Genomic DNA, 20508 nt, shown 5'->3' with positions numbered 1-20508 from the left:
TGATCGACGCGAACGGAAGTAGGCTGGGAATCGTGAAGCGCATCTGGCCGTTGCTGGTCCCCGGCGTGATCCTGAGCGCTGTCGGATTGGTGTGGACCCTCCAAGGGCTCAACGTGCTCCGCGGGTCGGTGATGAGCGGTTCCTCGTTATGGGCCACCATGGGCCCGATCGTTCTACTGCTCGGGTTGGTGCTGATCGCGATCGCGATCGCCCGCCGCCGCCGGAAGCGGTGAGCGGCGACTGCAGGCCGGTCGTCCATGGTGAGCGCACGCTCTTCGTCCGAGGCGCCTGCGACCACTTCCGACCGCATCCGAAGGTGAGAGTCTCGTTCGACACCCCATCAACTTCGTCGACGGGGCATCGCATATGTGGCGGTACCGGTGGTCTTGCGGCGTGTCGGCAAGCCGCCACGCACGCGCTTCGTGGCGGGGGGACAGGTCGTCGTTGAAACAGGCCAGGCGGCTCGGATGGCCGATGGGCCACGGGTTCCGAGAAAATGTGTGATGCCCCGTCGACTTCGTCGACGGGGCATCACACATGTGGCGGTACCGGTGGGATTTGAACCCTAATTCTGCCCCGGTGATGCCGCAGCTATCCCTCCACATCCCTTCATTTGCAAGGTTTTTCAGTTGCCTGAATCTGCGTGAACAGTGGCGATTCTTCTCGAATTGTGGTCAGGATGTGGTCAGCGAGTGTTGCTGCCGCATGTGATGTCACTGTGATGCGTCAGGAGATGCCTGACAAATCTGCATCAGGACATCTCTGACAGTTGATGTATCAGCGGTCCAGGGCTGCTTCGCGGCGCTCCTTGGGTGTGGGGAAAGTCTTGGCGGGTGCTCGCCCCTTGTCGGCTCGCGGTGGTCAGGCGGACACTGATCATGCCGGTCGCGGGTGACATCGGTGAAGGGTCGCGCCCCCGATACGCTGACCAAGTGACTCTGACCCTTAAACCCTTGCTACTCAGCGCTGGCATCGATCCCGGAGCAACACTGGCGATTCGTCACGCCTACGTGATCGAACCCGAGAACAGCGGCTTGCGGGGCCTCAATGCCGACTCTACGGCTGAGGAGATCCTGTACTACACGAGCCGTCAGTCTTCCAGCACACGTAGCTTCCCGGCTGCACCACCTAAGACGTGGCTAGTGTTCATTCCCGAAGGCGGCGACAGGGCGCGGCTTTGGGCTGTGGTGACGAACAAGGGCGAACTTCCGAGAGAAGGAGAGACTCGGGCTTTCGATCTTGAGGTCTCCGAGGCGATGGCCGACCTCCGAGATAGGCTCGTCATCGGGTGGAAAGCTGCACGTAGCTGGAAGATCAACGGCACCACGGCCGCCAACTATCCCGTGTTGGAGATAGCCAACTCACGACCGATACCCTTCCCCGGCTTCGATCAACTCATCCTCAGCTACGAGAAGCTGCAAGCCGTCATGCGTGAGCACCGCTACTTGGCCTGGCGTACGGCTCTATCTTCTGTGATGGGTGTTTACCTGATCACGGACACTCGCAACGGTCGTCATTACGTAGGCAAGGCTGACGGCCTGGAGAACATCTCCCAGCGCTGGCATGCCTACGCAACGAACGGGAACGGCGGCAATCGGGAGCTTATTGGCCTTGACCCGGCAACCTTCAGATTCTCTCTCCTGCGCGTTTTCGATCCGTCCACTCCTACGCACGTAATCGACGCGGCAGAGGGTCACTTCAAGCTGGCATTGGATAGCCGCAGTCACGGTCTGAACGCCAACTAAGTTCTGTAACTGTCGCCACACACTCCTACCCCCACCACGAGGGCAGGGGTAGGAAGGCGCTGTCAGAGCGAAGAGCTCGCGAACTCGCGCAGGACACGCAGCGAGGCGTGAGCCTTGGCCTGCGCTTCGGCCTGCGCGTCGGCCTGGCTAGTCGAGAAGATCGGATTCTTGCGGTTGGCCTCACGAACCTGTTCGTTCAAACGGTAACGAAGGATGCTGATGAGCTTGCTGACCTCCTTGGCGTCGAGGGCGAAGCCCTCGACGTTCGATCGAACCTGATCTACACCGACCACGGACTCACCAACACCAAGCGCGTCAAGGATTACGCGAAGCACCAGCCGCCTGCCGCCTGCCGCCTGCCGCCTGCCGCGGGACTGTTCACTTAACTACGAATATTTTCACCAGCCTCGCGACACAAAACCTTGAGACTCCGCATTCTCGCAGCCGCAAAAACGACGAACGCACCGAACTGTCCGCAGTGCCTCGAGCAGATGGTGCCGGTCGTCGGCGCCTGGTGGTGCGACGGATGCGGCACCTTGGTCCAGGCTGCTGGTCAGTCGTAGACGGCGAGTAACTCCCACTCCTGCCGATCCCGGTTGAGTCGCACGTCAAAGATGAGGCTCTGCCCGTCGTCGCGCGTGCCCTGGAACCGCCAGCCATCCACACGAGGCGGGTGCATGAGCCCCATCACGAGATCCTCGCGCGGGGTCGGGATATCCGTGACCTGATATCGGTCTCCACGCCAGACGAGGCGGGTGGGCGTGCCGGCGTCATCGAGCCAGACGGTGACAATGTCGGCGATGTGAGTGATCATCTTGACTCTCCGGTTCTTCGAACATATCTTCGATAGTCAGAGACTATAAGCACACTCGGCGCGACACGCCAAGATGGAGGATCGCATGGCCAACTGGCACCCGATCCTCAGCGTCACGGCAGTCGAGTGGGAGATGGTCGACCCTCAAGAGCGCACCGCATACGTTGTCATCCGTCGTATCGAGTTCGGGCCCAAACGGGAGGTATGGTTCCGTGTGGTCACCGGCCATGGCCGCAAGTCTGATCGGCGGCTCGTCGGCTGGTGTCGCACAATCGAAGCCGCCGCGGAGGCAGGCTGGGACTACCATCTGGCATCCAGCTCGTGGCGCCATCACCTGGCCGCGTCTCGCGCTGACAGGCCGGCCGTTGAGCCGGATCCGCACGAACTGCTGATGGCGTACCGGGAGGCGGAAGCTGCACGGGCTCGATCAGCTCAGGACCAGCGACCTGGCCACTCTAGAACAGGGACGCCTGCATAGTGCCCTTGGAACCCTGAATAGCTACCATCTCCGAGATCTCATCCGCCGACGACACGGCAGCCTCCACCAGCTCGTCATCCCCGACACGGTCAGGATTCAACCATTCATCGTGCATCGACTTCGGCAGAATCAGCGGCATCCTGTCGTTGGCCGTGAGCGCCTCACCAACAGCATCCCGGGTCACCATCGAGTACGAGATCATCGGTGCCCCGTCGATCACATCGACGTTGTAGATGGCCGCCATTGCGAACAGCTCGCCGCCGTTGAGCTCGAACGTCTTGCCTTTCTCCACGTACCAAGTCGCCGGCAGTAGGGCCCGTCGATACTGGAACGGTTTCACCCAGGAGCTCACCTTGGTGAGTTTGTCGTCGCGCGCGTTGAAGGTGACAAACTTCGGGATCTGCCCGCCGATCCAGAGGAACCACCAGGCAAAGTCGAGCTGACGAGCTTCGTCGACTTGCCGGATGATCGGATTGAAGTTCGTGGTGTCGGTCTTCGGGTCATGCCTGGTGATCTTCGACTTACCGCTGAACTCCTCAATCCACTGCAGCAACGCCGCCCGACTCGTCTTCTCATCCAACGGGCGTAGATCGAACATCCCCGCATCACCGAGATACGGGCCGCCGCCCAGACCGTAGCTTGCACACATGAGCACAGCATACGATCCGGCACCGGCGCACGCACCTGCCCCGCCTCCGCGCTGATTGATCAGACGCCCGGGAACCGGCTACTTCTTCGATTCGCAACGGATTGGCAACATCGCAGCGCCGGCCAGGAACGCGCGCCCGCCGCTACCGTGTCAGGCGCGCCTCCCGAATGATTTGCTGGATCCCCAGAGGGAGCCGAGAGGCTCCATCCCGCTGCAGCCCTTCGAGTTCGAGGATGGGAACGCCCATCGACTTCGCTGCGCGCTCGGAGAGCCGACCGATCGGTGTGCTCAACCGGGCGGCGATTGCCCACCCCTGATCTGCAAGCCGCGTCACCGTCTCAATGCACTCCACCTTCTCCCCCAGCGTCGGTGCTCCGGGCCCATCGATACCGATGATTCCTCGGCGCTGTTCCGGCACACTGTTTCCCGCATCAATCACGTATACCCGCATGAAACTCACTCCCCTTATGGTCGATCGTTTTTGTTTGCCTTCCGGCGGAGAGATCGATTGCGAGTGAGAGGTGAGCAGTGACGGGACCGTGGAATACCGGACCGGAGGGAGGATATGCCGCGAAAGCCCGGCACGGAACACCGGCAACGAGCTACGATCGGTCGGCGGAAAGACAAACAAAATGCAGAAAACACAGCGCCGCCAACGGCGGCTCCACTAGCCGCGCCCAGACCCCACCACGCCCACGGATTTGGCCTGACGCCCGCTCCGACTACGGCCTAGTCGTTGAACCGAACCCAATGACACACGGGCTCACGCACACGGCTCGTCGTCGACCAGGACCGAGAAACCTGGCCATGGATAACCGCACCGCATTCTCCACAACTCGAAGAGAGACCTTTCCAGGTGCCGCTTGTCGGCAATACGATCGAAGTACGCAAAGTGGGCCACGGTGAGGGGAACTGACAGTGCCAGAACGCGACCAAGTCGATGACGCCTTGCAGCGAATCGCACTCGCTGCGCTGATGTATTACCCGGAAGTCCATGTCGATGAACCCAGCTACACCGTTCAACAGGATGTGGATTGGTGCATTGAACCGTTGAGCGATCTTCCGGAGGATGAGCTTGCGGAGTTGCGTTCCTCGATTGGACGTGTGATCACCAATCCCACCGCACATCGCGAAGAGGTCTTTCGTGCACTTCTGGATCTCGTGCCGGAGGAGCCCGAGACGGCGTGACCGGTCTCGGTCCTGAGGAGCTGAATCGACGGCTGGAGGCCGCTGGCCTTCCAGTCGCGAAAGTGCATCATGCCCCAGCATTGCGTACCCATGAGGATGACTTCGCCGCTTCGGACTTCTTTGAACGCCACCGTAACGCCCAGGAGCGGCAACGGCTGCGAGAACAGCTGGAGCAAGCCACACCTCTGAGCATGTTGAACGAATGGGCCGAACGCTCAGCTCTCGCACGCCACAGATTCGCGCAGCTTCAACCCATCAAAAAGGCCGCAAACGAGGCAAAACGACAACGTGATCGCGACCGAGTACGAGAATGGTCGGCCCGGCACCCTGAGCGCAAGCGCCGCCATGACAAGCTCTACCGGGAACGCCACCCCGAGCAAGTCAAAGCGTCAAACCGCCGATACTACGAACGCCACCAGAAGACAGTGGCGAAGACTCATGCGGCATGGCGGGACGAGCACGAAACGTCCCGGCGCGAAGATGCGCGACGCGGGCGGACCCAGAATCGGGAGCATCGCGCCGAGCTGCAACGGTCGTACCGATCCGATCCCGACACGTACGCCAAGATCCTTCAGGAGAACCGCGACAGGCGCCGCCTCATCAACCGGTTGAAGGCGGCCGGCCTGCCGCCAAGATCCGTCCAGACCATTCCCGCGGCCGTGCGACGCAAGGAGATTACCGCCGCCGACGTTTTCTTCTCCCGCAAACGATCACTCGAGGAGCGTCAGCGAGTCAAGACCGAGTACGAGCCAACGCCGCCGGAGTTACTAGAGCAATGGTCCAAATCGTCCGCCCTCGCCCGGCGCCGATTCGCTGAACTGGAACGAGCCAAGAAATACCTCGAGCGCCACGGCGCACAACTGCGCGAGGAAGCGGAGCTCGACTCGCGCGCCAGACAAGCTCAAGGAAAACCCGGACTCGACATCGAAACAGAAGTCATCGCCCGAGCACGAAAAGCAGTATCGGCGGCGACGCGACACCCCAGAGCCGGTGCCGCGAGAGCGGCGATCAGCGACGCCAGCGCCCCGGCGGGCGACCGACACCAACCTGGAACCGATGAGAGCCCGAACGCAGAGACTGTCGGGCAGACGCGCAAAGCCGCCGACCCGAACACTGGACCAATCACCGCCCGCAGCACTGACCTACGCCGCCGCCCGGGCTTGAACTGACGACAGGCACAGCGCCGCCAACGGCGGCTCCCCCAGGCTACGACCCGGAGCCTTCAGCCGACATAACCGCCCCGGATGACCGTCGTTTTACCGAAGTCCATCCGGAAGTGGTCGATGGACACGAGTGAGTCGGTCGTTGAATTGGTCTCCGAACCAAAGCTAGCGGTGCAACCCGGCACAGGCCAGTGACGGATGTCACGAGCAGTCCAGGCAAAGCTGACAACCGGTCGATGCTCCCCCGTGGGTTCTCCCATTTCACGATTCGCAGCCGAACACCAAGCCGTCCATGAGCTCAGAAAGCACCAGGGACCGCACATGCATCACGGTGAGGAGGGTGATTCCGTCACGGGTTCCCAAGGCGCGGATCAGATGCGCAATTGGGGTAGCAGCGCTGATCGCTTGCACCGCGGCCGATGACGGGCTGGTGGTTGTGCTTGACGCGTTGATCATATGGCTGCACTCCCCCTCCACCAACGCGGCAGCTTCGCTGCCTGGCCCGGGGATGAAAACTTTCTGACGCGCTCCCTGGCGTCGCTTATTTCGCCAGAAACTTTTCACCCGGCCCAGGTCCCCGCTCATGGTGGCTTCCTCCGCTTCGCCATCTGGTCCCCGTATCAAGCACAACCACTTGGCTAAGCAAACGGGGAGTAAAGGATCATGACTAACACAACGACACGAGCACCACGCAAAACGGCCGAGGAAAAGAAGGCCCAAGCGGAAGCGCTCCACGCCAGCATCACCGACCAAGTCGACGCATTGCGCAACACCGACCAGTGGAAACGATTCCTCGGCTTCGCCCAATCGTTCCACGCCTACAGCCTCAACAACCTCCTCCTCATCCTCTCCCAACGACCCGACGCGACCACTGTCGCCGGATTCCGCGCCTGGCAGGCCAAAGGCCGCCAGGTTCGCAAAGGCGAGACCGGCATCCGGATCTTCGGATACCGGCAACAGAAACTCATCGAGGAAGACGAGAACGGCGACGACATCGAAAAGACCATCACCCGCTACCCAATCCTGACCGTGTTCGACATCGAGCAGACTGATCCCATCGAGGGAGCAGACGATATATCCACCCTCAGCAGTCCGCTTACCGGGACGGACGACTTCGGGATCGTGGATACCCTCAGCAACCACCTGACCGCTAACGGCTGGAAAATCGAATACCAGAGTCTCCCCGGAGGACAAAGCGGGTACACCGCCCCCGAAACCCACCTCATCGTCATCGACGACCAACTCTCAGCCGAGCACACCGCAAAGACCATGATCCACGAGACAGCACACATCGTCCTCCGGCACATCGACGACATGACCGAACACGCCCAACACCGCGGGCTTATGGAAACCGAGGCTGAATCCGTCGCCTACATTGTTGCCGGGATGCTCGGAATCGACACCAGCAGCTACAGCATCGGCTACATCGCCGGATGGAGCAACGCAAACACCGACCTCATCAAATCCACCGCCGGACGCGTCCTCAAAACCGCACACACCATCGCCGAGATCCTCACATCCGACAACGACGAGGGACAACACCTCGACGCCTAACACCCGGAGGGGGCCGGCGGAAACCGGCCGCGAGGGGACGGCGCCCCTCGCGCTCCCCGCAACGATTCGTCCATCACAGGCCCAATCGAGGCCACACTGTTCTGAGACAAAGGTTCAAGTTCATCGACGAGCGATGTAACGGCACCCGGGACGTGACCTTCAGTTTTGATCCCCGCCGCCTGCCGGTACCGACGTACTCGGTTCCGACCTTCGGCTGCGGATACCCGAGACGATGTCCATGAACTCCCATCTACAAAGCAGTGGTAGCCGTCGCGAGACCGATAAGACGGGCAAAGCCTCCGTCGACGTGCTGGTCCAGAGCAACGAGTTCGCAATTACCGAAGAGGACAACTCCACCCGTGCACTCTCACGACCAGTACACGAGGGACACGTCGGCCACGCGGCTCAACACGGTTCGCCGAGACCGTCGGTCGGGATTGACGAGGACAGTGTGTTTGGCAACTGTCGCGAGCGGTAGGTCGCTGGATGAATCCGTGTAGAGGACCGCCTGGCTCGGGTCGTAGTGTTCAACAATCAACCGGGCGAGTTTCGTCGGGCCGACATTGTGAATGGCGAGGTGAGGACCCCGTTTCATGTCGAACGCGAGCTCCGACGCGATCAGCTGTATCGCATGCAAACCCACAGTGTCGAGGTAGGCCCTCGCAAGGTGGAATTCGGATGCTGTCACCACGATAACCGTGCCACTCCCGCTCGCGGTCCGGGCTGCCAGGATAGCGTCACGATTGGGTATACCCGGCAGAAGGCCGAGCCGAAGGCCGGTAATTCGAGCCAAATCGATGTACTCGGCTTCGTCCAGGCCTCTGAGCGCGAGGGAGACCAGCGCGCGATTAAACCGCGGCTTGGCCTCCCCACGCGAGGACGCGAGCAGCGTGCCAAAAACCAAAGGGATTGCCGCCAAGAGCCGCAATGGCTTCTGTTTGAGCCGGTTCGTGACCAGGGAGGCCATGGTGTCTCCGTGGATGAGGACGCCATCGAGGTCATATATCGTGAGGTTCGCCTGGCTGGGGGCAGAGTTGCTCTCTGGCATGAATATCACTGTCTTTGGAGGGCGGCGCCGACTTTTGTTCTTCTGGCTACTCGTTCAAACCGATCGTAATGGCGCCCCGTCGACGATCGAGCCCGTGGAACATGCTCGAAGGGATCCTGAACACACGCCCCGGCGCGGCGGGCCACCACAGCCGTTTCTTTGCCACGACCTGACCCTCCTGCCTCATGGTGACAAGCGGGAACGCAACGAATTTGTCGCTCCACAGAAGTAGGCGATTACGCGGAGGTTCTACACTCCCAAGCGTCACCCGTCCAGGCGATACCCACCGGAATGGCGCATCGACGCGGACATCAACATGTCCCGTTGGCGCGCTGACACCGCGAAGATAATCCAGTACGTGGTCAGCGACAGCAGCACCGTCGAGCGCGGCGATGTCCGCAGTATCGACCGGGTGAAGCAGGTTTCCGACTGCAAAGAGTCCGGGACGCGTCGTTCGCAGGGCTTCATCGACGATCGGCGACTTGCTGACAGGGTCGATCGGCAGGTGAGCCGCACGGGCCAGTTCGTTATCCGGGATCCAATCGCCTGTGAGGATCACGGTGTCACACGCGATCTGCTGTCGTTCTCCCGTGTCCAGGTTCTCGATCTCGACAGCCTCGACACTCGGACGACCGATGATCCGAGTCACGCGAGTGCGCGTGGCAACCTTGGTTCCGAAGAAGATCTTTCCGGGTGCGCTGAAGAAGAAGTAAGAATCAGGCTTTGGGTATTCGGTGGTCATCAGAACCGTCTTGCACTTCACGTGCTGCAAGGTGAGCGCCGCGGACCAACTCACGAGTTCCGCTCCGACAATGACCGCCCGTTTTCCGACCGTTCCGTGTTTCAGGTGAACGACGTTCTGAAGGTTTCCGGTCGTATAGATGCCGTGACTGCGGTCACCGGGAATGAGGCGCGCTGGACGCGGCCGTTCTCGAGCCCCGGTGGCGAGCACGATCGCGCGTGCATCGATCCGTATGCGCCCAATTGGGGAGGTCGCGTTGACGGAGAGTTCCCCCGCCCAGTCCGTGACCATCGTGTCGGTCAGGATACGCGCTCCCGCGCGGGTCGCCTTGTCCCGGAGGATTTTCGCGTACTTCGGTCCGCTGATGAACTTCCCCAGATCCCGGATGCCATAACCCGGGTGGTCGCTGTGACGTGGAATGCCGCCTGCGCTGCTCTCGCGTTCGACGACAAGTACCTGTCCGCTGACGTGAGGTGCCAATTCGGCTGCCGCACGCAAACCAGAAGGGCCGCCGCCAATGATGAGGACCGCCGGAGTGAGGACGTTTGCATCGTCAGTCATCGAAGAGCCTCCAGGGAAGAAACTCGTGGCCTTTCGGCGCTCTCACCGCGTGTGTCGAGGAGCTCTTGAACTTCGGCGCCGCAGAAGAACCCTTGGCAGCGACCGTTCTGTGCCCTTGTCCGACGCCGAACGCTTTCGAGCGTTGTGGGCGGGATGGGGGAATGGAAAGTGTCACGGATCTCGCCTGCGGTCACGCGTTCACAGAAGCAGACGATTTTTCCATAGGCGGGGTCCGCCGCGATTCGAGCCGCGTCCTGATAGGGACGCAGGAAGGCATCCCCAATGTTGGGCATATGGGGCGCATCGGGTAGGTCGTGCCGCGGTGTCAGAGTGATCGCTCCGCTCTCGGCAAGCAGACGCTCGACATACTCCGCAACTGCCATACCAGAGGTGAGGCCGGTGGAGCGGATTCCACCGACGACGACGTAGTGCGCATCCGGGTCAACCTCGATCAAATAGTCAGGGTAGCTGCTGGCGGCACGAAGGCCGGCGTATGTTGAGGTGACTTCCTCGTCGAGGAGTTTCGGCATGAGCTTCTTGCCTTTCTCCAAGAGGAACGCGAAGCCGCTTTCGCTCGTGCTCGTGTCTGTACGGTCGCTGAGGTCCTCGGCGGTGGGGCCAAGCATCACGTTTCCGTAGATCGTTGGACTGACCAGGACACCCTTGCCGCGGGAAGTCGGAACCGGCAAAACGATCCGGTCGACCAATGGGCGAGCCTGTTTGTCGTACACGAGCAATTCACCACGTCGCGGGGTGATAGAGAACCGGTCGTAGCCGAATAGCCGGTCAAGAATGTCACCACCAAGCCCCGCCGCGTTGATGACCCAGCGCGCCGTCACCTCCCCACCATCCGTGTGGAGAATGGTTGCGTCGACGACCTTCTCGATCTTGTAGACCCTGTGCAGGAGTTTGAGCTCTACGCCGCGAAGCACCGCGTCGGTGGCCAGTGCGAGATTCGTCGTCCACGTGCAAATGATCGATTCGTCAGGCACAACGAGACCGGCCAACGCTCCCTCGCCGAGATGCGGCAGCAGGCTGTAAACCTCTGCTGAATCAATGAGGTGAGTCTTGTCGTACCCATTCTTCTCGGCCTTTTCCTTCAGGGATGGAAGCACGTCGCGCTGCTCATCGTCCCAGGCAACGAGCACCGCGCCCGTGTGCTCGACGGGGATGCCCGTTTGCTTGGCGTACTCGGAAAGCAAGTGGTAACCCTCGTGTATCATGCGCGACTCGAGTGTTCCGGGGGACGCGTCGAAGCCGGTGTGGAGGATCGCGGTGTTGGCTTTACTTGTTCCGTCCCCGACGTCGGCTTTCGCATCCAGCAGCACGACGCTCAACTCATAGGCGGCAAGTCTGCGAGCGATGGCGGATCCGACGATTCCGGCGCCGACGACGGCCACGTCGAATGTCGGCGATGCAGCTTGGCTCATTGTGGTTCTCCTTAACGAACTATTTCTGTAGCCGCGGACCACCGGGCGCGGAACTCGGTGGCCTGTTCCAAGGACCACTTCGGCTGGTAGGTGATGCTGGGCTCCCAAGGAATGACTGCGCTCGCGAGGGACAGACCGGGGTTATCGGCGACTCGGGCGAGAGCCGCCGCACCCAGAGGGGTGGCGTGCTGAGAGGGGTACACGTCGATCTCGATCTGCAGAAGGTCGGCGACCGACTGCATGAGCACGGCGCTCTGGGTGAGACCGCCGTCGACGCGCAGGCGTTGCAACGGCCGCCCCACATCTGCTGCAACGAGCGAACCGAGTTCGGCAACCTGCGCAGCAATTCCCTGAAGCACGGCCAGCACGACGTGTTCAGGACCGGTTGACAATGACATCCCAGTGATGGACGCCTTTGCTTCGGGCCGCCACCACGGCGCCGCGAGGCCGGCGAACGCCGGCACGCTGAGTACTCCTGCGGCGTCCGCCGCTGCCACGCTGTCGAGATCCGCCGCAGTTTTGATGAACCCCATGCTCTGCAGCCAACGCACGGCTGATGCAGCAGTGTAGACCTGGCCATCGAAGCAGTAGGTGAGTTCAGCCGCGCTGGACCAGGCGATTGAGGCGGAGAGTCCAACGCTGGAACGGCTGGCTTTCGTCCCGGTATTCGCCAAAAGGAACGCGCCGGTACCGAAAGTGCATTTCGCGTCACCGGGCTCGAGGCAATTCTCGGCGAGCAAGGCAGCCTGCTGATCGACGATCAGGCCGCCCACTCCCATCAGGGCGCCAAACGCGTTAGTGGTGCCTGCCATCGCATCCGACGGCAGGATCGTGGGGAGCGGCTCGTCGCCGAGTTTGAAGAGTTCTAGGAGCTCCCGATCCCACTCGCCCGTATCCAAGTTGGTGACCAGCGATCGACTCGCGGTAGAGACATCGGTAACGAATTCACCGGTGAGCTGGTGGATCAGCCAGCTGTCTGAAGTGGTGACAACGCCGCTTCGGGTGACGTTCTCGCGAATCCAAGCTTGCTTCGGAGCCGAGAAATATGGATCGAGGACCAAGCCGGTTCGATCGGCGAAGAGTTGGCTCCTTTCCGAAATTCGAGCCGTGACACTTTCGGCCCGCCGATCCTGCCAAACAATCATGTTCGACAACGGCTTGCCAGTATCCGGATCCCACGCCAGTACCGTCTCCCCCTGGTTCGCGAGCGTCACGACGTCGACAACCGCTTTCGACTGTTGCACGGCGGCGCGGCCCGCATCGAGTACGGAGTTCAGCAACTCGATCGGGTCTTGTTCCACCGCCCCACCGTCAAAGTAGTGCGGGCGGACAGGGAGCTCCGCAAGGCCGCGAATGACACCATCCCCGTCCACCACCACCGCTTTGGTACCCGAGGTACCTTGATCGATCGCCAGTACCGTAGTCATTGCCTACCTGACGACCCGTTCGGCGTCTTCATCAAGCTCCTTGTCAATTGAGTGGAGGTCGGGCATCGCGATGCCCGACGCTCCGCCACGGCGGATAAGAAGGAACACCAGGTAGATCGCACCGATGCCGACCATGATCGCCACATACACCCACGCCGTAGCGAAGGACGCGTCGCGGAAGATCAGAAGCTCAAAGACCAGCCAAACTGCGGCAAGGACGATCACTGGAATCTCGAACCTGCCCAGGCTGAACCCCTTACTGGGCGGAAGACTCTTGCGCTTGATGATGTAAAGCAGAACCGTCGCCGCATAGATGACGGCCGGAAGAAGGGTCGCCGCGGCAAAGAGGCTGAAGAGAGCGTCCGTCTGCAGCGCGAAAACGGCGAGGATGAGTTGAGCGACAACGAAGACGAGCCCAGTGGCAGCTGTCGGAGTGCCAAACCGGGGCGAGACCCTCTTCCACACCTGATGTCCCGGGAACCGCTCGTCCCTTGACATCGCCCAGACAAGGCGGACTCCGGACATGAGGATAACCATCCCACAGGCGAAGATCGCGATGACAACCAGCACGAGCAGCCCAGTTCCAACAATGGGGCCGAGAACTCGTGTGATGACGTCAGCAATAGGAGTAGCCGACTTGGCCAGCTTCACCGGATCACCGGCGAGAAGTGTCACCACGAGGAGGAAGAGGAAACCGAGAACTCCAGACGCAAAAACTGCTTGCCACATTGCTCGCGGTACGACGCGGGCTGGCTCCTTGGTTTCCTCTGCAAGGTTCGCCGCCGACTCGAACCCAACGATCGTGAAAGCTCCAAGCAGAGTTCCCATCATCCACGGGCCGACGTGAGTCAGCGTACCGAAGGAGAAGTATCCTTCCGAAGGAACCGCGCCGGTTGAGAAAAGGTTACCGACGTTGAGCTCCTTGGCAATGAAACCGACGATGAGCAAAAGGAGCACGAGGAGCACCATGCCAATGAGCTCGGCAGAGACCGCGAAATTGTTCACCCGCTCGGTCCACTTTGTAGAGAACGCCACCAGCAACGCCTGGAGCACGATCACAAAAGCCGTGATCACCCACGCGTTCGCTGCGCTGCCCTGGTAACTCAGCAGAACGGGAAGAACTGTCGAGGCGATTGTATAGTCGACGGCGACGACCACGATTGCAAGGAACGTGAACGAGATCCAGCCCATGATCCAACCGAGAACGGGGTTGGCAAGCCGAGACATCCACTGGTACGCGTAGCCGGTCACGGGAATGCGCGCCGCCAACGAACCGAAAATGAACGCCACCATCAGCTGCCCGATGACGACGATCGGCCACGTCCAAATACCAGCGGGTCCAGAACTATTAAGCACAGAGCCATACGTAGTGAAGATCCCGGTCGCGATCGAGACAAATGCGAACGCGACGGCGAACGATGCAAAGCGCCCCGTCCCTCGTCTCAGTTCCTGTTTATAGCCGAACTCGGAAACATTGACCCCGGCCGTTGGGGCAACGCCTGATCCCGAAGAATTCTGTACCATGCGAGGTTCTCCTTTGAAAAACGTACAGCGAACGAGTAAGGGCGGAACAAACAGGACGAAGACCATGCGGACAATTGCCCACTTTTGCCTGTTTGCGTTGACTTAGTGTGGACTCTTGTGTGTTTCTGTGTCAAGTCGATAGCATGTTCAATACGCAACTAATCGTGTCAGCAATGCGACAATGGCCGCGGCAGGTATGCAGACCGGCGGGAAATGGAGCGTGATAGCGATGCTCGCGAGCGAACGCCACGCACGAATTTCCGACCTCCTTCGCACATCCCGCATCATCAGCACGGATGAACTAGCAAAGTCTCTCGATGTATCGACAGAGACAATTCGACGCGATCTCGCCGCACTTGAACGACACGGGGTACTGGAACGCGTGCACGGCGGCGCTCGAAGTGCTGTGGTACCGACGGTGGGCGATGAACCGCCATTCTTGGAACGCGCTACGATCGCCGGAACAGCGAAAAGCCGCATAGGTGCAGCAGCAGCAGCCCTGATCCAGCCGGGCCAAACGATTATCATCGACGTCGGGACGACAGCCCTCCAGGTGGCCCGGTCGCTTCCTTACGAATTCGCTGGGGTGGTGGCAACGTGCTCACTGCTCGCAGCGGTCGAACTCGCCGACAGGCCGAACCTTGAGGTCCTGGTCAGCGGAGGTCGGCTCCGATCCGGTGACCTCGCGCTATCGAACGGACAAGCCGTCAACTTCTTTGACGACATCTACGCAGACATCGCATTCTTGGGATCCGGCGGGGTGGATGCCGTTGCCGGCCTTACCGACTTCCATCTCGACGAGGCGATCACCCGCCGCAGCATCCTCCGCAACTCACGGAAGACGTACGTGCTCGCCGATTCGTCAAAATTCGACCGTGTCGCCCGCCATCGCGTTGCGGGCCTGGACCAAGTGACAGGAATGATCACCGACAGAGAACCACCCATGGACATAGCGCAAGCGCTTGACCCCGGAACCCTCATTATCGCGCTCTGATCCGTCGCCTACATCGTCGCCGGAATGCTCGGAATCGCCACCAGCACCTACAACATCGGCTACATCGCCGGATGAAGCAACGCAAACACGGACGCCATCAGATCCACCGCCGCACACGCCATCACCGAGATCCTCACGCCTGGCAACATCGGAGAACAAGAATTGGGCGCCTATCTGTTGCCAGCGGGCGAAACGGGCCGGCCGGGAGCGGCTGAGACCCCTCCCCCTGCCCCCGGTACGAACGGCTGACGGATCTGGGCCCTACCAGCGACGATGACCGCAATGCGAGGAACGGAAGCTATCCAGCTAGTCCTCTGCGCGGGGACTCGTGGAGGGACAAGAACCCTAGTACCTCCAGCTAATCATCGTCGTTGAATCTTTGAATACCTGGTCAAAGGCTTTTTTGAAATCACAGTGAGTTCATAGGATCACGTTGGAAGTTCCCCAAATGTGGGCAAAGTGTGGACGCGGAGCTCGCGGTTAGAAACCAGCAGACCAGCGGTTCCCGCGCCCCGTCAATCCAAGCTTCGCGTGGAGCCCCCGATGAAAGCACGGCGGTAGAACGATCGGCCTTGCTGCGCGGTCGACGAACCAGAGATCCCAGATTTGAAGGATGCCAGAACTAAAGGGAACCATTATCGCGATCCGCTGAAGACGAACTCAGGCCCGCGAACTGTGCCGTCTCTCAAGGTCCAAGGTCCTAACTACGATCCGAATCGGGCGCGGATCAAATTCGCCCACATGCTGTTGGCTCAACTGAAGCTGACCGATGTCACTGACCGCATCCGGTCCGCGACCGAAACGCTGTATCAGGAGCTGATTGATGCGGAAGCGATCGCATTCATCCCGCCCGTGAGCGAGTGTTCCTGCCGCCCTTCGAGTGGCGCATCGAGACTCACCGCACCGCCGCCTAACAGACCCCCGTCGGGAGTCGGCGGGGCCGCCCAGGGCCGCGAGGCCCGCCCATGGAACGAGGAAACTCAAATGGCAGTAAACAAGCAGGCGCTCGTCGCCGCAGTCGCGAAGTTCCGCGCCGACACCCCCACGGCGGTCAAGTTCGCGGACTCCGACCTCACCAAGAGCGCGATCACGCGCCGCCGCCACACGGGGGTGATGGCCGCGCGGGGTGAACTGCGCAAGCACCTCCCCGCCGAGCCGGAGGCCCCGAAGGTCGACCGCTCCACAGTCATTGCGGGGCTCACCCCGGCAACGGCAGACGCGGTGGCCGTTCAGGCGCGCGAGCTCGCAATCGTCCAGAAGCTGCTGGACTCGGGCCGTGTACTGAAGGAGGTCGTGCGGGGTGCGAGCCCCGAGCGCCTCGCCGCCATCGCCGCGAACGCTGAGGTGTTCCCCGAGGTGCTCCGCTCGGACGACCCCGCATCGGTGGTCAGGGGCATCCACGAGCGGGTGTTCGATGCGCTGGCCGAGTCGGGGCACCCGCAGGCAGTCATCGCCCGTGACGCGCAGGCGCAGTTCGACGAGCAGGCCGCGCGGCGTGAGGTGATCGCAGACACCATCGAGGGCCGGGAGACCGGCGGTGGCCTCACGGCGCTGTTCAGCGCGGACCCGGAAGGGTTCGAGGCGCTCATGGCGGCGAACACTGAGCCGGTGGTCAACGCGGACACTGTCGAGGCCGTGCGCAAGCTCGACCGCACCTTCGGCATCGACACCGGAGCCTGAGCCGACACAACGGAGCCCCCGGCTTGCCTTCGCGGCGGGTCGGGGCTTCTGCATGTCCAGGCGCTCCGCGCTTCTCCCGCGACCTGGCGAGCCCGAGGGGCCCCACGAATGCCTGCGCACCCGCACGAGGTCAAGGAAGACCCCACGGAGCGCCGCGCGTAGCCGCTCGAGCCTGCGTAGCATGGTGGGATGGACGATCTGGAGCGGCAGAGGGAGCTTCGACGGGTTCGTGACGAGGTGCTGAGTTCCCCGAACTGCCCGATCTGCCTGCACCGGATGGAGCCCGCCGAGGTCAACAGCGACGTGGGGCGGCGTTGCCCCGAGTCCGGGGCCGTCGCCTAGTCAGACTTCCTTCTGGGCTACCCCATCGGCAAAGCCTTGTTCGTATCCGAAGTCCATGCCTTGCCGGAAGAACGCACCACTAACAGCGTTTCGCGCACCGTGGTTTGACGATGCCTCCGCGCCGGACGAGGTGCGGCAGTGTTCCCCCGGTTGCGCGCCGCAGTAGTCGCAGCCCACCTTCAAAGTCAGATCGCTCATTTGCTCGACACCTCTCAGAAGCCGCTACTGACGCGGGCAGTTGCGCCGGTCGTGACCGTGGTAGTTGCAGACACTGCACTGGCCCGCGTGCGGAGGCACGGCGCAAGAGCGCTTGTCGTGTCCGGGCACGCCACACCACGAGCACGTCCGAGTACGAATGTCGCTCATGGATCCTCCTAGTTGGTCGGTCACAGCTTACGGCCTCCAATGAGCGGTTCCGAAGTCGGACCAAGTTGCGGATACAGTCGTGCCTATGAAGACTCCTGGGCCACTCGGATTCAACTCAAACCGCAGACGCCCATTCTTGATCCGTGGACGAGATGACCTCATTGACCTCTCGACCCAGACGTTTCTTGTCGGGATGCGGCGCGACGAGGCCAAGGCGAACTCGTGGGACTGGACGCGTTACGACGAACTGATTGGCAACCTAATCATGCTCAGCTCTCTTCTCACAGAGGAGCGGCGATTCAGCGACGCCGGAACGACACTCGACGAGGCGGTGGACTTGTTGCGTCTGCACGCGCCCCGACACCCAGACAGTACACTCCTCGCTGATTCGAACCGTGTTCTTGAAGCGATCTGCCTCTATAACGCGTCAGTGCTATTCCTTGAAACAGGCTCGACCGCTCGCGGTGTCGAACTACTCGCCGAAGCGGGCGCAGTCCTTCGAACCGCAGGCGAGGACGAGCGTGAGACGGAACGGTTCAGCAGGACAAACTCGGCCCTGCTGCAACTCGAAACGCTGATCGGTTCCGAGTAGAGGTTCCTAGTCGGACCAACGCACCCGTAGCGGTTGGATGGGATTTACGGCGGCGATCGCTACCATGACAACATGGGACAAATTACGCCGATCAATGCGGCCCGCCCGAAGGTTCTGGAGTTCTTCGCGGGCATCGGCCTGGCCCGGATGGGCTTGGAGTCGGCAGGGTTCCGTGTGGCCTGGGCCAACGATTACGAGCCTGATAAGAAGGCGATGTACGACGCTCAGTTTCCGCATTCGGACGAGCACGCTTTCGCACTCGGTGATGTTGGCAAGGTCAAGGTGGCCGACCTCCCGCGTGATGCGGCCCTCGCGTGGGCCTCATCGCCGTGCACCGACCTCTCCCTCGCAGGTGGCCGCGCCGGTCTCGCCGGGGCACAGTCGGGGACCTTCTGGCACTTCATCCGACTCCTCAAGGAACTCAACGACGACAGCCCCGAAGTCGTGGTCTTGGAGAACGTCACAGGGTTGGCCACGTCCCACGGCGGGGATGATCTGTCTGCGGCTATTCGTGCCTTCAACGACCTCGGCTATTCAGTTGATGTCCTTGCGATGGACGCGCGCCGATTCCTGCCTCAGTCGCGCCCCCGGCTCTTCTTGGTCGGCGCGAAGAACCCTCCGGAGGACGTAGCGGAGCCTAACTCCGAACTTCGACCCGACTGGCTCCAGTGGGTCTATGGAGACAAGAGCCTGCGTACGCACCGCGCAAAGCTCCCCGCACCACCCGCCCCGAAGCTGGAGGGGCTCGGCGAGATGGTCGAAGAAATGTCGGGAGATGACGAGCGGTGGTGGGGCGCGGAACGTACCGAGGCGTTCGTCTCGTCGCTCTCGCCTCTCCAGCGCGAACGTGTGGCGAGCCTGCGGCGTGGGTCGGGCGTGAAGTACCGCACGGCTTACCGTCGCACGCGTGGCGGTGTCGCGGTCTGGGAGGTCCGGCCCGACGATATTTCGGGTTGTTTGCGCACGGCGCGCGGTGGGTCGTCGAAGCAGGCAGTCGTCCGCCTCGGTAACAAGCGGCTCCAGGTCCGTTGGATGACGCCTCGCGAGTATGCCCGGCTGATGGGCGCTGGCGACTATGACCTAAGCGCCGCGCGCAACAACCAGGCACTGTTCGGCTTCGGCGATGCCGTGGCCGTTCCAGCCGTTGAGTGGCTCGGGCAGCACTACCTCATGCCGATGGTCAAGGGAACGATGGCTCGTGCCGTAGTGACGGAGCGCGCAAGTGTCCAGTAAGAGCACGGCGAGGCCCGCCCCGAAGCCGAAGAAGCCCCAGAAGAGCAAACTCCCGGCGACCGACGTCCAAGAGTTCCGACGTTTGCTCAAAGAGTTCTTGAGCGTCAAGGACTACCAGGACCGGAAGTGGGCTGATGCTAAGTGGGGGGTGTACGCGTTCTACGACTACGACGGCGAGCCCATTTACGTCGGCCAAACGAACGAGCAATTGCGAGTTCGGCTCGGTCGACACCTCACTAACCAGCGCACCGACGCCGCCGCAATGCGGATCCTCGATCTGTTCGAGGTGGCCGCAGTGGAGATCTGGCCGCTGTGGGAGTACGAGTCGATTAACCTGCGCGATAAGAAGGCGCAAGCGTTCATCGACGCGAAGAAGCACCTCGACGAGGCCGAGTACACCGCGTACCTGAATGCCATCGAGAACTCCAGATTCAAAGCCATCCTCAATGAGAAAATCCCGCCGAAGGGTGACCGGATCGACCTTCCGGCCTCGCTCCGTCGCGACCTGATCACACCCGAGATCCGTACCGAGCGTAGCCACCCGGACATTCGCATCGCGCGTCGAGCTGAGACCATCTCACGCTTGGCGGCAGTAGCACGCGAGCGCGGCGAGGTCTCGGAGGGTTTGCGACGAGTGCTCGTGATCCAGGCGGTGCGTTTGGCCTACATCGCAGCCGTTCGCCTAGCCTATGCCGAGGGCAGAGCCGAGCCCAGCCCTGAGGCCATCAACGTGGAGGCCCTTACCGGTCCGCTGCTCTACGAGTTCTCGGACCCGGGCGGGCAGACGGTAGACCCTAACGATGCGTCCGTCGACGGTGAACCGGACGCCGAGGACCCAGACGCGGCAGACTAACTCGCCGCGCGTCGCGCCCGCTGGCGACGCTTCTTCTCGACCGAACGCGCGTTGTGCGCCAGGCGGCACACGTCGCACCGGCACCCAGTGTCGTAGGCGAGGCTTGAACCGTGCGTTCCCAGGAC

At 61.7% G+C, this 20508-nt stretch carries 21 protein-coding genes; 12 read left to right on the top strand and 9 right to left on the bottom strand.

Going from position 1 to position 20508, the window contains the following annotated elements; genetic code table 11:
* Window positions 1-32: 32 nt before the first annotated feature.
* From ASC63_RS07140 to ASC63_RS16265, 3 genes are all read left to right on the top strand, one after another.
* A complete protein-coding gene (locus tag ASC63_RS07140; RefSeq protein WP_055811270.1) occupies window positions 33-233 on the top strand; it encodes a hypothetical protein in 201 nt (66 codons plus the stop codon).
* Window positions 234-932: 699 nt separating this feature from the next.
* The gene (locus ASC63_RS07135) at window positions 933-1745 is read left to right on the top strand and encodes a GIY-YIG nuclease family protein (protein WP_055815107.1); all 813 of its coding nucleotides are present in this window, start codon (window positions 933-935) and stop codon (window positions 1743-1745) included.
* Window positions 1746-1852: 107 nt separating this feature from the next.
* Window positions 1853-2131: a hypothetical protein gene (locus tag ASC63_RS16265; protein WP_157487618.1), complete on the top strand. Its 279-nt coding sequence runs from the start codon at window positions 1853-1855 to the stop codon at window positions 2129-2131.
* Between the two features lie 167 nt (window positions 2132-2298).
* Here ASC63_RS16265 and ASC63_RS07125 read toward each other — a convergent pair whose 3' ends face one another.
* Together ASC63_RS07125 and ASC63_RS07120 are read right to left on the bottom strand one after the other, a co-directional pair.
* Window positions 2299-2559, bottom strand: a complete 261-nt coding sequence (locus ASC63_RS07125) for a hypothetical protein (RefSeq protein ID WP_055811264.1) — start codon at window positions 2557-2559, stop codon at window positions 2299-2301.
* Between the two features lie 455 nt (window positions 2560-3014).
* Window positions 3015-3686, bottom strand: coding sequence for an SOS response-associated peptidase family protein (locus tag ASC63_RS07120; protein WP_082487721.1), 672 nt, complete (start codon window positions 3684-3686; stop codon window positions 3015-3017).
* A 918-nt stretch (window positions 3687-4604) separates the two neighbouring features.
* Here ASC63_RS07120 and ASC63_RS07110 point away from each other — a divergent pair.
* Window positions 4605-4874 carry a hypothetical protein gene (locus ASC63_RS07110; protein ID WP_055811254.1) on the top strand — a complete coding sequence of 90 codons (270 nt, stop codon included), beginning with the start codon at window positions 4605-4607 and terminating at the stop codon, window positions 4872-4874.
* Window positions 4871-6043, top strand: coding sequence for a hypothetical protein (locus tag ASC63_RS07105; protein ID WP_157487617.1), 1173 nt, complete (start codon window positions 4871-4873; stop codon window positions 6041-6043). Before ASC63_RS07110 ends, ASC63_RS07105 begins: the two co-directional genes overlap by 4 nt.
* 255 nt (window positions 6044-6298) lie before the next feature.
* Here the strand turns inward: ASC63_RS07105 and ASC63_RS07100 are convergent, their stop codons facing one another.
* Window positions 6299-6622, bottom strand: coding sequence for a hypothetical protein (locus tag ASC63_RS07100; protein ID WP_055811247.1), 324 nt, complete (start codon window positions 6620-6622; stop codon window positions 6299-6301).
* 78 nt (window positions 6623-6700) lie between these two features.
* On the opposite strand from ASC63_RS07100, the gene ASC63_RS07095 reads away from it, so the two are divergent.
* Window positions 6701-7591, top strand: coding sequence for an ArdC-like ssDNA-binding domain-containing protein (locus ASC63_RS07095; protein ID WP_055811244.1), 891 nt, complete (start codon window positions 6701-6703; stop codon window positions 7589-7591).
* A gap of 367 nt (window positions 7592-7958) precedes the next feature.
* On the opposite strand, the gene ASC63_RS07090 is transcribed toward ASC63_RS07095, so the two are convergent.
* The 5 genes from ASC63_RS07090 to ASC63_RS07070 are packed head-to-tail and all read right to left on the bottom strand — an operon-like array spanning window position 7959 to window position 14323.
* Window positions 7959-8639 (bottom strand): HAD family hydrolase, encoded by a 681-nt coding sequence (locus ASC63_RS07090; RefSeq protein WP_157487616.1) that lies wholly within the window; start codon window positions 8637-8639, stop codon window positions 7959-7961.
* A 46-nt stretch (window positions 8640-8685) separates the two neighbouring features.
* On the bottom strand, window positions 8686-9942 hold the full coding sequence (locus ASC63_RS07085; RefSeq protein ID WP_055811237.1) for an NAD(P)/FAD-dependent oxidoreductase: 1257 nt from the start codon (window positions 9940-9942) through the stop codon (window positions 8686-8688).
* Window positions 9939-11372 (bottom strand): NAD(P)/FAD-dependent oxidoreductase, encoded by a 1434-nt coding sequence (locus ASC63_RS07080; RefSeq protein ID WP_055811234.1) that lies wholly within the window; start codon window positions 11370-11372, stop codon window positions 9939-9941. Before ASC63_RS07080 ends, ASC63_RS07085 begins: the two co-directional genes overlap by 4 nt.
* 11 nt (window positions 11373-11383) lie before the next feature.
* Window positions 11384-12799 carry an FGGY family carbohydrate kinase gene (locus ASC63_RS07075; RefSeq protein WP_055811232.1) on the bottom strand — a complete coding sequence of 472 codons (1416 nt, stop codon included), beginning with the start codon at window positions 12797-12799 and terminating at the stop codon, window positions 11384-11386.
* A 3-nt stretch (window positions 12800-12802) separates the two neighbouring features.
* The gene (locus ASC63_RS07070; protein ID WP_055811229.1) at window positions 12803-14323 is read right to left on the bottom strand and encodes an amino acid permease; all 1521 of its coding nucleotides are present in this window, start codon (window positions 14321-14323) and stop codon (window positions 12803-12805) included.
* Between the two features lie 181 nt (window positions 14324-14504).
* Here ASC63_RS07070 and ASC63_RS07065 point away from each other — a divergent pair, with 181 nt between their 5' ends.
* From ASC63_RS07065 to ASC63_RS16260, 3 genes are all read left to right on the top strand, one after another.
* Complete coding sequence (locus ASC63_RS07065; protein WP_200936809.1) at window positions 14505-15317, top strand: DeoR/GlpR family DNA-binding transcription regulator; 813 nt, start codon at window positions 14505-14507, stop codon at window positions 15315-15317.
* A 984-nt stretch (window positions 15318-16301) separates the two neighbouring features.
* The gene (locus ASC63_RS07060) at window positions 16302-16997 is read left to right on the top strand and encodes a hypothetical protein (protein ID WP_055811224.1); all 696 of its coding nucleotides are present in this window, start codon (window positions 16302-16304) and stop codon (window positions 16995-16997) included.
* Between the two features lie 189 nt (window positions 16998-17186).
* Window positions 17187-17339: a hypothetical protein gene (locus ASC63_RS16260; protein WP_157487615.1), complete on the top strand. Its 153-nt coding sequence runs from the start codon at window positions 17187-17189 to the stop codon at window positions 17337-17339.
* Here ASC63_RS16260 and ASC63_RS07055 read toward each other — a convergent pair whose 3' ends face one another.
* On the bottom strand, window positions 17340-17537 hold the full coding sequence (locus tag ASC63_RS07055) for a zinc finger domain-containing protein (protein ID WP_055811221.1): 198 nt from the start codon (window positions 17535-17537) through the stop codon (window positions 17340-17342).
* Between the two features lie 253 nt (window positions 17538-17790).
* Between ASC63_RS07055 and ASC63_RS07050 the strand changes: the two genes are divergently transcribed.
* From ASC63_RS07050 to ASC63_RS07040, 3 genes are all read left to right on the top strand, one after another.
* A complete protein-coding gene (locus ASC63_RS07050; RefSeq protein WP_157487614.1) occupies window positions 17791-18297 on the top strand; it encodes a hypothetical protein in 507 nt (168 codons plus the stop codon).
* Between the two features lie 72 nt (window positions 18298-18369).
* Window positions 18370-19530, top strand: coding sequence for a DNA cytosine methyltransferase (locus tag ASC63_RS07045; protein WP_055815102.1), 1161 nt, complete (start codon window positions 18370-18372; stop codon window positions 19528-19530).
* Window positions 19520-20383, top strand: a complete 864-nt coding sequence (locus ASC63_RS07040; RefSeq protein ID WP_200936807.1) for a GIY-YIG nuclease family protein — start codon at window positions 19520-19522, stop codon at window positions 20381-20383. The genes ASC63_RS07045 and ASC63_RS07040 overlap by 11 nt, the downstream gene beginning before the upstream one ends.
* Window positions 20384-20508 lie beyond the last annotated feature (125 nt).

The sequence above is a fragment of the Leifsonia sp. Root112D2 genome (assembly GCF_001424905.1).
Classification (GTDB): domain Bacteria; phylum Actinomycetota; class Actinomycetes; order Actinomycetales; family Microbacteriaceae; genus Root112D2.
Note: the sequence above shows the minus strand (reverse complement) of the source record. Positions and strands in the feature narration are given on the sequence as shown.